8 protein-coding genes and 2 pseudogenes are annotated in these 12005 nt (G+C 73.7%); 3 read left to right on the top strand and 7 right to left on the bottom strand.

Features of this window, described 5'->3' with window-relative positions; translation table 11 throughout:
- The 6 genes and pseudogenes from LPU43_RS18640 to LPU43_RS18615 all read right to left on the bottom strand — a co-directional run.
- Window positions 1-1287, bottom strand: a complete 1287-nt coding sequence (locus LPU43_RS18640) for an ABC transporter substrate-binding protein (protein WP_229401745.1) — start codon at window positions 1285-1287, stop codon at window positions 1-3.
- A gap of 27 nt (window positions 1288-1314) precedes the next feature.
- Entirely contained in the window at window positions 1315-2913 is a 1599-nt protein-coding gene (locus LPU43_RS18635) for an FAD-dependent oxidoreductase (protein ID WP_229401744.1), read from the bottom strand.
- A 39-nt stretch (window positions 2914-2952) separates the two neighbouring features.
- Window positions 2953-3999, bottom strand: coding sequence for a LacI family DNA-binding transcriptional regulator (locus tag LPU43_RS18630; RefSeq protein WP_229401743.1), 1047 nt, complete (start codon window positions 3997-3999; stop codon window positions 2953-2955).
- 536 nt (window positions 4000-4535) lie between these two features.
- Entirely contained in the window at window positions 4536-5087 is a 552-nt protein-coding gene (gene ybiA / locus LPU43_RS18625) for a riboflavin biosynthesis intermediates N-glycosidase (protein WP_229401742.1), read from the bottom strand.
- 57 nt (window positions 5088-5144) lie between these two features.
- Entirely contained in the window at window positions 5145-5780 is a 636-nt protein-coding gene (locus tag LPU43_RS18620; protein ID WP_229401741.1) for an SRPBCC family protein, read from the bottom strand.
- A gap of 146 nt (window positions 5781-5926) precedes the next feature.
- Window positions 5927-6337 (bottom strand): annotated as a pseudogene (locus LPU43_RS18615) (ArsR/SmtB family transcription factor); the annotation flags it as partial.
- A 963-nt stretch (window positions 6338-7300) separates the two neighbouring features.
- Between LPU43_RS18615 and LPU43_RS18610 the strand changes: the two are divergent.
- Window positions 7301-7525 (top strand): DUF559 domain-containing protein, encoded by a 225-nt coding sequence (locus LPU43_RS18610; protein WP_229401740.1) that lies wholly within the window; start codon window positions 7301-7303, stop codon window positions 7523-7525.
- Window positions 7526-7795: 270 nt separating this feature from the next.
- Here the strand turns inward: LPU43_RS18610 and LPU43_RS18605 are convergent, their stop codons facing one another.
- Window positions 7796-8257: a MarR family winged helix-turn-helix transcriptional regulator gene (locus tag LPU43_RS18605; protein ID WP_229401739.1), complete on the bottom strand. Its 462-nt coding sequence runs from the start codon at window positions 8255-8257 to the stop codon at window positions 7796-7798.
- Window positions 8258-8341: 84 nt separating this feature from the next.
- On the opposite strand from LPU43_RS18605, the gene LPU43_RS18600 reads away from it, so the two are divergent.
- Complete coding sequence (locus LPU43_RS18600) at window positions 8342-10141, top strand: ABC transporter ATP-binding protein (protein ID WP_444543573.1); 1800 nt, start codon at window positions 8342-8344, stop codon at window positions 10139-10141.
- Window positions 10142-10421: 280 nt separating this feature from the next.
- Window positions 10422-12005 (top strand): annotated as a pseudogene (locus LPU43_RS18595) (hypothetical protein); the annotation flags it as partial.

Genomic DNA, 12005 nt, shown 5'->3' with positions numbered 1-12005 from the left:
TCACTTCGCCAGCAGCGGCTGGATCTTGGCGCACACGCCGTCCAGGACCGCCTTGACGTCGGCGTTCGGCTGCCACAGCGGGTCGAGGCCGGCCCGCACCTGCTGGCTCAGCTCGGCCTGCCCGGAGTGGCTGGGCTTGACCACGCCGTTGGTGATGCCGTCGACGACGACCTTCTGCAACTGCTCCGGCTTCAGCTTCGGGTTGGTCTTGCCCAGTGTCTCGGCGGTCAGCAGCGACTGCCGCGGCGGCGGGAAGAACTGGGCCAGCTTGGCCGAGTTGGTGGGGTTGGTGAAGAAGGCCAGGAAGTCGGCCGCCTCGTCGGCGTACGGGCTCTTCTTCATCACCCCGATGCCGGCCTGCCCGAGCACCGCGTAGTTGCCCTTCGGGCCGGCGGGCAGCGGCACCAGGTCCCAGCCGAAGCCGTCCTCCTTGAGCAGCGACGCCCGGGAGATCTGGGTGACCGTCATCGCCGCGTCACCGGCGAAGAAGTCCGCCGTGGTGCCCGGGCCGGGCAGCGCCTTGTCGGTGAAGATCCCCTTGTGCAGGGCGGTCATCGCCGCGACCATCTCCGGGGAGCCGAAGCCGCAGCTCTTGCCGTCCTCGCTCCACGCCTGCGCGCCCCAGCCGGTGAAGAAGGTGGAGAGGTTGTCCCAGCCCTTGTAGTCGAAGTCCCGGATGACCAGGCCGGCCTTGCCGGACTTCGCGGCCGTCGCACCGGCGACGGCCAGGGCGTTCTCCCAGTTCCACTGGCCGGAGGCGATCAGCTCGGCCGGCGTCCTCTGCCCGGCCTTGCGCAGCATGTCCGTGTTGACGAACACCCCGAACGGCGAGTTGGAGAACGGGTACGCGTACAGCTTGCCGCCGTCCTGCCAGAGCTTCGTGGTGGCGGGGGAGAGGTCGTCGTAGGCGTACCCCTCGGTCTTCTTCAGCGTCTCGTCCAGCGGCGCCAGCGCGCCCGAGGAGACGAAGTCGGGGGCCGAGTTCTCGAACACCCAGGCCAGGTCGGGGGCGTTGCCGCCGGCGATCTGGGTGGTCAGCGTGGTGGTGTAGTTCTCGAACGGCAGCGGGTCGAAGGTGATCGACTCCACGTTCGGGTGGGACTTGCGGTACTCGTCGGCGATCTCGTTGAACAGCTTCAGGTGCGCCTCGTTGGCGGACCAGACGCTCATCCGCAGCTTCGCGGGGCCGCCGTCGCCGGCGTCGTTCCCGCCGCCGCCGCAGGCGGTCAGGGCGAGCGCGCCGACCAGCGCGACGGCGACGCCGCGCAGGCCCTTTCCTGTCTTCACAATGTTCTCCTCACCGGGGGTGTGTGTTCAGTAGCCGGCGACCTGCGGCCAGCGCAGTTCCACGCCGGCCGCCGTCAGGCGGTCCTGGAAATCGGCCAGCAGACGGGGGGTGTCGCGGACCGCGCGCGGGGACTCGCCCCGCTCCAGGCAGAAGTCGGCGAGCAGGCCGGCGACCTCGCCGATGTTCCACTCGACCGGGTGCAGCCGGTAGCTGCCGTTGGTGATGTGCGTGGTGCCGATGTTCTTGCCGGCCGGCAGCAGGTTCTCCACCCGCTGCGGGATCAGCGCGCCGAGCGGGATCTCGAACGGGCAGGAGCCCACGTCGATGTAGTTGTCGCCGCCGGTCGACGGGTGCAGGTCGATGCGGTACATGCCGACGCCGACCGAGTCGGGGTAGTCGACCGCGCCGTGCGCGCCGCGCACCGCCAGCGACAGGTCCTGCTCGACGACCGTGTACTCGGCCCGGATGCGCCGCGACTCCCGGATGTAGGGGGCCTGGGCCAGGCCGTCGGCGCTGCCGGTGACGTCGCCGCGCAGCCGCAGCCCGGGGAAGCCGGTGCCGCCGTCGGGCCGGGGCGCCTCGGTCTGCATCCAGTACAACGCCGCGTACGACAGCTCCCGCGCCTTCGACAGGTGCCAGGCGGCGTTCGGCACGTCGAAGAGCGGACCCTCGAAGTAGTCGATCATCGGCCAGTTCACCAGCGTGATGTCGCTGCCGTACGCGCCGTCGACGAAGTTGCGCCGGGCGGCGATGCGCCGGAAGGTCCACAGGTTGCCGTCGCCGGGGTTGAGCCGCTGGTCGGCGTTGACCAGCAGCGGGTCCTCGTCCGGGTTCGGCGTGAAGCTGCGCTCGACGATCTCCAGCGTCCTGGGGTTCGGGGAGCGCCAGGAGAGCAGCCGGTCGCCCCAGAAGTCCGGCTTGTAGTCGCGCCAGAAGTCGTACCCGGCCGGACGGTCGATGGTGTGGTCGCCGTCGACGTGGTCCAGGGCGAAGCAGACCGACACCGCCTGCATGTTCATCGGCTGCGCCTGCTCCGGCGCGCTGGGCTCCCCGGTCTCCTCCCGCGACTCGAAGCCGGTGACGTACTCGACGCCGGCCAGCGGCAGCAGCTCACCGGTCTCGGTGGCGTCCAGCACGTACGGCGCGGTCAGCTCGACCAGCTCGTCGGGGCGGTCGCGGTGGGCGACGGTCACCCCGGTCACCCGGTCGCCGTCGGCCGCCGCCGCCACCGGCCGGTAGGGCTGGAGCACGGTCAGCCGCCCCGATCCCCGGTACGGGGCCAGCATCTCCTCCAGCACCGCCACCGCGACCCGGGGCTCGTGACAGAGCCGGCTCACCCAGCCGGCCCCCGGGTTGAGGTCCGTCCAGCCCCGGGACCGCTCGGTCAGCGGGTAGTGCCGCCGGTAGTAGTCCCGGATGCCGGTGCGCAGCGCCCGGTAGCTGGCGGTGACGCCGAACTGCTCGACCCAGGAGTGCTCGTCCGGGGGGACCGCCTGGCTGGTGAGCTGCCCGCCGAGCCAGTCGAACTCCTCGGTCAGGACGACACTCCGGCCGGCCCGGCAGGCAGCCAGCGCCGCCGCCACCCCGCCCAGCCCGCCGCCGACGACGAGGACGTCCGCACGCATCGATACCACTTGCTTCCTTCCAGTTGCGCGGTCGCCGCTCTAGGCGCGGTCGACCGCCGGATCGGGGGCGCCGAGGGTGTCTCCCTCGACCAGTTGGCACGGCAGCAGGCGCTGCCGGACGTCGTCGGCGCTGCCGTCGATGACGGAGGTCAGCAGCTCGACCGCCTGGCGTCCCATCTCCTCGCGGGGAATGTGGAAGCCGGTGAAGGTCAGTTCGGTGGGCACCGGCACGGTCGGGTCGCCGAGGGTCACCACCGACAGGTCGCCGGGCACGCGCAGCCCGCGCCGCCGGGCGGCCAGTTCGAGCGCGACCGCCGTGGCGAAGTCCTCCACGAAGACCGCGGTGGTCCCGTCGGCGCGTAGGTCGTCGAGGATCGCCTCGGCGTCGCGCCCGGCGGTGGAGAGCTCCCGGGCGCTCTCGGCCGCCCCGCCGTGGGCGGCGTAGCCGCGCCGCCGGTCCCCCGACGACTCGGCGCGGGTGCCCATGGGCAGGTACGCCAGCCGCCGGTGGCCGTGCCCGAGGGCCCGCTCCACCAGCGCGGCGACGGCGGTGGCGTAGTCCGCGCCGACGGACGGCACCGGGCCCCCGGCGTCGTCGCGCCGGCCGACCGCGACGTACGGGAAGCCCTCCCGGTTGAGCCGGTGCAGCTCGGCGGCGTCGATCTCCCGGCCGAGCAGGAGGCACCCGTCGGCCAGCCGCAGCCGGTTGTCCTGGTGGAAGATGCGCCGCCGCCCGTCGACCACCGGGGCGCTGGTGAACAGCAGCAGGTCGCAGCCGGCCCGTTCGGCGTACTCCTCGATGCCGAGCAGGAACGGGTGGAAGAAGTCCCGGCTGCCGCTGGGGAACGCCGGCTCGTACGTGAACACGCCGATGATCCGGTTGAACCGGGCGGCCAGCCGCCGGGCCACCGGGTCGGCGACGTAGCCGGTCTCCTCGATGGCCCGCAGGACCCGGTCGCGGGTTTCCGGGGCGATCCGCACGTCGGCGTCGGAGCGGTTGTTGAGCACCAGCGAGACGGTCGCCTGACTGACGCCGGCCAGGCGGGCGATGTCACGCTGCGTGACGCGACGCGGCGAAGAGGGCATGGGGGAGTCCTCCGGTCGGTGCTAATCCGTATTAGCGATCGGCGCTGGGGAGGACTCTCGCCCTCGGATCCGGGGGCTGTCAAGAGTTGACGGAAGATTTCTCCGCGACGAAGTGCCTGAACTAATGCGTATTAGCTCCGGACGCCCGGTAATCGCGAGCCTATCCGTGGCACCGCCGGGGCCCGCGCCGCCAAGATCAAGCCCCACCCTTGACAGTGGGCGGGCCGACCGGAGAACATCGGAGACGTGGCGATGGTGATACGTATTAGCAGACCTCGACAGAGGTGCCGACTACCTTCACGGTCGGTCAATTCGTCACGATGAGTTAGGTTGGGTGCGGCCGGGTCCGCCGTGGACCGGGGAGCCCCGGCCATCCGCTCCGGCACGCCGGAACCGTCGCGGCACCCGCGCCCGCACCGCACCCACGCGCATCCGCGCCGCCGACCAGGTCGCCGAACGGGCGATGGTGGACAGTCGCACCCCGGTGCGATGTCGACGGTCCACGATCGCCCTCGGGCGCCGGCCGAGGGGTGCGCTCAGCCGCGCAGGGCGGCCCGGGCGTCCATCAGGGCGAAGCCGAGCAAATTGTCGCCCCGCCAGCGGGTCGGGTCGAGCGCGGCGGGGTCGTCGGAGGCCAACCCGATGCCCCACACCCGGTCCACCGGGCTGGCCTCCACCAGCACCCGGTCGCCGGTGCCGAGCAGGAACGCCCGCAGGTCGTCGTGCGCCGCGAACTTGGCGACGCTGCCGGCCACGACCACGTCGTACCGGTGGGCCGCCCAGACCGCCTCGTCGAAGCCGCAGACCTGGCGGCCGAGGGCCTTGGCCCGCTGCGGGTGCCCGGCGGCGAGGACGCGCCCGGCCGTCTCCTCGTCACCGAAGAGGACGGCCTTGCGCCACATCATCCAGTGCTCGGCGGTGTCGAAGACGCGACCGTCCACCGCGAACGGGGCGGGCCACCACTGGCTCAGGCAGCCCGGCCCCACCGAGCCGTCGCGCCGGGGTCGGTGGCCCCAGAAGGGCAGGTAGCGCACCCGGGCGCCCGCGTCGTGCAGGGCCACCAGGTCGGCGACGGATCGAGGCGACATGACCGACAGTCTGCCCGCCGCCGGTGACACCGCGCCGCCGGATTTCGCGCCGGGCGCTCAGTCGGCCGGTGCCCCGGTGTACGCCGCCAGGGTCCGCTCCGCCGCGGCGGCGGCCTCGGCCGGGTCGGTGCCGGAGGCCACGTCGGCCTCGCACCAGGCCCGGCCGCTCGCCGCCATGAACTCCCGCGCCTCGTCCGACGCCACCCAGGCGGCCCCCTCCTGCCGGGCGTCGCCGCCGTCGCGCAGGTGCGTCGCCAGGCCGAGCAGCCCCATGTCCCAGCCGATGCCGACCGCACCCGGCCCGAACCGCTCCCAGACCACCTCGTCGACGTGCGCCACGTGCTCGAGCGTGAACCGGGTCCGCTCCCCGGGCTCCGGGGTGAGCCGCACCTCGATCCAGCTCACCTGCTCGCCCATCTCCCAGGTGGCGGCGAAGCTCTCCGGCGGGTCGCAGCGCTGCACCACCCCGCCCGCGTTGCCCTCCAGTTGGTAGCGGCCGTGCAGCCGCAGCTCCCCGCTGACGGGGAGGAACCAGCGGGCGATGCGCGCGGGGTCGGTGCAGGCGTCCCAGACGTCGGCGACCGACGCGTCGTACGTCTGGCTGATGGTCAGCACACGGGCCTCGCCGGCCGGCAGCACCCGGCTGCCCAACCGCCGCTGCACGGCGCTGATCTGGTGCGTGGCGTCGATCATCCGCTCGTCTCCTGCTCGGGATCGTCTGTCTGCGCGGGCCCGCGCGCCGCGTGGGCGTCACGGCCTGCTTCGGCGTCACGGCCTGCTTCGGTGTCGCGGACCGCTTGGGCGCGGACCGTTTCGGTGTCTCGGGCCGTCTGGGTGTCGCGGGCCGCTTGGGCGCGGACCGTTTCGGTCTCCCGGGCCGTTTGGGTGTCCCGGGCCGTTTCGGCGTCACGTGCCTGCCCGGCGAGTCGGCGCTCCCGGCGGCCCCGGGCCAGCTCGGTGGCCAGCGCGTGCAGCGGCGGCGTCCAGAACCGGCGGAAGTTGCCGAGCCAGTCGTCGACCTCGCGCAGCGGCTCGGGGTTGACCCTGTACAGCCGGCGGGCCCCCTGGGGGCGCACGGTGGCGAAGCCGTTGTCCCGCAGCACCTTGAGGTGCTGGGACACGGCCGGCTGGGAGATGCCGAACTCCGCTCGGATCACCTCGCAGACGGACCCGGCGCTCCGCTCGCCCTCGGCGAGCAGTTCGAGGATCCGACGGCGCACCGGCTCGCCGAGCACGTCGAAGGCGTGCACCCGTCCTTTCTATCAGACTTCACTTATATTTGGTGTGGAGACCCGGCTCTTCTCGATCGTCTGTTGGGAAGTGAGACGACACGCCGGTGGAAGTCTCCGAAACCAGCAGACGATCGAGGTTCGCGTAGCACAGCCGGCGGTTGGTGCGGGCGTTGTCCACAGGGGGCCCGTCGTCCACACCCGGGCGGCGCGGCGGTTGCGCAGCGGCACCGCTCGCGGGAACCGTCGGGGCCGTGGTCGAACCGCTCCTGGAACTGCTGGCCCGACACGCCGGCCTGGTCACCCGAGCCGTGGCTGCCCAGGTGGTGCCCGCCTGGGTGCTGCGCCACGCCGTCGACACCGGGAGGGTGCTCCGGGTGCTGCCCGGCGTGTACGCCGACGCACGCCTGGCGCGCCCGCTTGACGCCGCCTCGGCTGTCGCGCCGCTCGCCCGGCTCCCGATCGAGCTGCGACAGCGCGCCGCGCTGGCGTACGGGGACGGGCGGGCGGCGCTCGGCGGGCCCACCGCCCTGCACGCCTGGGGCGTACGCCGGCAGCCCGACGAGGAGCCGGTGCATCTCGACGTGCCGGCCGGAGCGGGGCTGCGCTCCCGGCCGTACCTCGTGCTGCATCATCGACGGGGGTTCGTCGCGGCGGCTCCGCATTGCGTCACCCGGCGCGGGGTGCCCGTCGTCCGGCCTGAGCGGGCGCTGGTCGACGCCTGGCCGCTGCTGCCCGCCGTGGACCGTCCCGCCCCGCTGATCCGCGCCGTCAACGACGGCCTGACCACGCCGGCCCGCCTCGACGCGGCGCTCGCCGGTGCGCCCCGTCTGACCGGCCGCGCCGAGCTGCGCGCCCTGCTGGACCGGCTGGCTGCCGGCTGCCGCAGCCCGCTGGAGGTGTGGGGGCACGACCACGTCTTCACCGGCCCGGGAATGCGCGACCCTCCGCCGACAGTTCCGGGTGCGGATCGAGGGGCGGACGATGTACCTCGACGCCTACGCCGAGCGGGAACGGGTCGACTTCGAGCTGGACGGCGCGACCGCGCACGGCGACCCGTGGCAGCGGGAGGTCGATCTGCGCCGCGACGCCCTGCTGGCCACCCGCGGCATCCTCGTCGTCCGCTTCGCGCACCGCAGGCTGGTGCGGGAGCCGGAGCGGGTGCGCGAGGAGGCCCTGGCGATCCTGGCGAACCGACGCTCGACCTGAACCGGGCCGCGAAGCGGCGAGCAGGGAGACCGGATTCGTGAAGCCGGTTCGGCCGCGCGGCAGGCGTCAGCGGGGGCATCAGTCGGTGCGAGGGCGGGAGACGTGAGTCCGGGCGGTCCTGCGGGGGGCGTGAGCGGAGGGCGGCCCGGGAGTGAGTCGGGGCGGGCCGCCGGAAGGCGTTAGCCGGGCCGGTCAGGCTGAGGGCGGCCGGGGGTGAGTCGGGGCGGACCGTCGGGAGGCGTTAGTTGGGCCGGTCAGGCGGGAGGCGGGTCAGTCGCGCAGGGCGCGCAGGATGCGGGCCAGGTGGGCCCGGTCGGTCGGGGTGAGCCCGCCGAAGAGGCGCTCGGCCTCGGCGTGCCGGGCCGCGCGGATCGCCGTGCCGACCCGTACCCCCTCGTCGGTGGGGGTGACCAGGATGGCCCGCCGGTCGGCCGGGTCGGGGTGGCGGGCGACCAGGCCGCGCTCCTCGAGGCCGTCGACGACCTCGGTGGTGGAGCGCGGGGCGATGCGCAGGTGCTCGGCGAGCGCGCTGAGTCGCATCGCGCCGTGCCGGAGGAGCACGCCGAGGGCGCGGGCGTGCCCCGGGTTGATCTCCCACGGTTCGAGGGTCTGCCGGGACAGGTGCCGCAGGCGACGGGCGACGGCCGAGAAGGTCTCGGCCAGGCCCTCCTCGTCGACCGCCCGACCGTCCCGGGCGGGGCCCGGGTCGGGGGCGGGGCCGTCGGCGGTCACGGGAATACGGTAGCAGCAATCACTGTTGTCACCTCATGATGAGGTAACCTCAGCAATATCTCCCCGACCGGAAGGGGCATCCCCTTGGACGCACCCCCCATCCACCGCGAGGGCCGTGGCGGCCCCCGCACCGTGAGCGCCGCCGAGAAGGCGCAGGCCCGGCAGGTGTCGCTGCGCCGGGTCGGCCGACTCTTCGCGGCGCACCGCTGGCAGCTCGCCATCGTCACCGCGATCATCGTGGCCTCCTCGATCGTCGCCATGGCCTCGCCGTTCCTGCTGCGCGCCGTGATCGACCGGGCCCTGCCCGAGCGCGACCTGCCCCTGCTGACGGGCCTCGTCGCCGGCATGGTCGCCGTGGCCGTCGTGACCGCCGCCCTCGGCGTGGTCCAGACCTGGCTCTCCACCCGCGTCGGCCAGCAGGTCATGCACCGGCTGCGCACCGACGTCTTCGCCCACCTGCACCGCCAGTCGATCGCGTTCTTCACCCGCACCCGCACGGGCGAGGTGCAGTCGCGCATCACCAACGACATCGGCGGAATGCAGACGGTGGTCACCTCCACCGCGACCTCGATCGCCTCGAACCTCACCACCGTCGTCGCCACCGCCGTCGCCATGGTGGCGCTGTCCTGGCGGCTCTCGCTGATCTCCCTGGTCGTGCTGCCGCCGGCGATCTGGCTCACCCGCCGGGTCGCCCGGATGCGCCGGGAGATCACCGCGCAGCGGCAGCGCGAGCTGGCCGACCTCAACGTCACCATCGAGGAGGGGCTGTCGATCAGCGGCGTGCAGCTCAGCAAGACCCTCGGCGCGGGCGCCGCGCTCGTCGACCGGTTCGCCGCCTCGTCGGCCCGCCTGGTCGACCTGGAGCTGCGCTCCGACCTGGCCGGTCGCTGGCGGATGGCCTCGATGAGCGTCATCTTCGCGGCCATTCCCGCGCTCATTTACCTCGGCGCGGGCCTGCCCGGGGCCGCCGGCACGCTGAGCATCGGCACCCTGGTCGCCTTCACCGCCCTGCAGGGCGGGCTGTTCCGGCCGCTGATGGGCCTGCTCGACGTGGGGGTCTCGCTCACCGCCTCGATGGCGCTGTTCGCCCGGATCTTCGAGTACCTCGACCTCCCCGTCGAGGTCGACGACCCCGAGCGGCCCGTCGAGATCGACCCGCGCCGGGTGCGCGGCCACGTCCGCGTCGAGGAGGTCACGTTCACCTACCCGGGCAGCGACACCGCCGCCCTCGCCGGGGTCACCCTCGACGTGCCGGCCGGCACCGGCCTGGCCGTCGTCGGCCACACCGGCTCCGGCAAGAGCACCCTCGCCGCCCTGGTCAGCCGGCTGCACGACCCCACCGCCGGGCGGGTCACCATCGACGGCGTCGACCTGCGCGACATGCGGCTGACGGACCTGGCCGCCGTCGTGGGCGTGGTCAGCCAGGAAACCTACCTGCTGCACACCACCGTGCGGGAGAACCTGCGGTACGCCCGCCCGGACGCCACCGACGCCGAGATCGAGGACGCGGCCCGCGCCGCCCAGATCCACGACCTCATCGCGGCCCTCCCCGACGGGTACGACACGATGGTCGGCTCGCGGGGGCACCGGTTCTCCGGCGGCGAGAAGCAGCGCCTCGCCATCGCCCGCACCGTCCTGCGCGACCCCCGGGTCCTCGTCCTCGACGAGGCCACCAGCGCGCTGGACACCGAGACCGAGCGCGCCGTGCAGCGGGCGCTCGACGAGCTGGCCAAGGGGCGTACCACGATCACCATCGCCCACCGGCTCTCCACCGTGCGCGACGCCGACCAGATCGCCGTGCTCGACCACGGGCGCGTCGTCGAGTCCGGCACGCACGCGAGCCTGCTCGACCGCGCCGGCCGGTACGCCGCCCTCGCCGCCTGATCCGCCCGGGCGGCGACGGGAGCCACCGGATGCGCTGCCGGGAATCGGAAAGCCGACAGCTTCCGCCGCTCTTCGTGGGCGGCGCGGATGACGTTCCGACAGTTCCCCCGGCGGCCTGGTCACCCGCGCTACCATCGAGCGGCCGGCTCGACCTTCCACAAGCGACATGACGGCACGGACCAGGGAAGGCCCCGCCCGAAACCCCGCTCCGCGTCCGGGCCGGTGGGCCATTCCTTGCGGCGGCGCACCGATTCCCCAGCGGCTTCGGAAACGGGGACACATGGCTGAGCAGAGGGCTCCGGACCAGGGGGCGCAAACCTACGCGCAGTTCCACCGGCTGGTCGACCTGATCGAGTCGATGGTGCTGCGGCCGAGCCGCCACGGCTGGCGGCTCCCGCTGCTGTGCCTGGTCTCCCGGCGGGGCGTGCCGCCGCCGCTGGCGACGGTGGCGCACGTGCTCGCAGGCGAGGAGCGGCGGGTGCCCCACGTGCGCGTCGACGCCACCGGCCGCGACGTGCGCGCGCTGCTGCACGAGGCGTACTCGGGGCTGACGGCGGGGAACTTCGGCGGCGGCGACCCGCTGCGGTTCCATCACTACGTGCTGGCCGACGGCCTCATGCAGGTGGACCTGTCCGGGGTGCCGACGAACCGGCGCAAGCGGGAGCTGGCCCGGCAGCTCCGCGAGCGGATCTCGCAGCGGGCGACCGGGGACGGGCAGCAGGCGCCGGATCTCGGCGGGTGGCCGGGCCTGCTGCTGTGGCTGGCCCTGCGCTTCCTGCCCGGGCTGATGTTCCGGCTGCTGACCAGCGGGTGGCTGTTCGGCGCCGGCCGGCGGTTCCGCTGGTTCATGCGGCAGCAGTACCTCGCCCCCGAGCTGGCGGCGGGGGACTTCTTCGCCTTCGCCAGCCGGCTCACCCTGCCGTCCCGGCTGTCGGAGGACCAGGAGCAGATCGACCTGCTGCTGGTGCACGCGTTCCTGCGGGACCTGCGGGTCGCGTACCGCCGCCGGCCGTGGCGGGTGAAGCCGTGGCGGCGCACCGCCTGCCCGATCGTCCTGCTGGCGGGCGTCGCGCCGGACAACGGCGGATACGCCCTGCTCAAGCTGGTCAACGAGGTGCGCGACGACACCGGGCGGTCCGACCCCCTGCTGATCGTGACGAACAGCCTCGACGTCCCGCCGGACGGGTTGGCGCCCGACGAGGCGGCCGGGATCGGCCAGGTGGTGCCGCTGGCCGGCGTCGAGGGGGCGTACCGGGCCTGGCGCGGCGGCCTGTCCCGGGCCCGGCGGGCCCGGGAGGTCAACGCCTGGTACCTCCAGGTGGACGTGCCCCCGGTCGACCTCACGCCCTTCCGGCACCGGTTCTCCCAGATCGTGCCGCCGAAGCCGCCGGTGGCGACCCGGCCCGTCGCGCTGGTCGCGGTGGCGGCCGTCGCCCTGGCCTCCTTCGGCCTCTGGCAGGTCCCCGACCAGTTGGCGCGGCTGCGGGCCGACTGCGAGTGGCCGCCGGCAGCCCGGGGCGGGCTGGTGTCCACCGTCGTCCGCGACGGGCAGTGCGTCGGCTACAGCGACCACGGGCGGCAGTTCTTCAGCCAGGACGACGCGCTGCTCGGCGTGCAGCGGCGGATCTTCGACCAGAACCGGGAGGTGGAGGCGGCGTGGCGGATCCGCAAGGACCGACCCCGGGTCACCCTGGTCTACTTCGGGTCGCTGACCAAGCCCGACGCGCTGCCGGGGGAGGAGACCTTCGCCGGTGAGCGGGAGGAACTGGAGGGCATGGCGGCGGCCCAGCGCCGGGCGTACCTGGAGGCCAACGACGACCGGGCCCACCCGTACCTGCGGATCGTCGTGGCGAACGCGGGCCGG

This window comes from Micromonospora okii, assembly GCF_020884795.1.
GTDB lineage: Bacteria > Actinomycetota > Actinomycetes > Mycobacteriales > Micromonosporaceae > Micromonospora > Micromonospora okii.
Note: the sequence above shows the minus strand (reverse complement) of the source record. Positions and strands in the feature narration are given on the sequence as shown.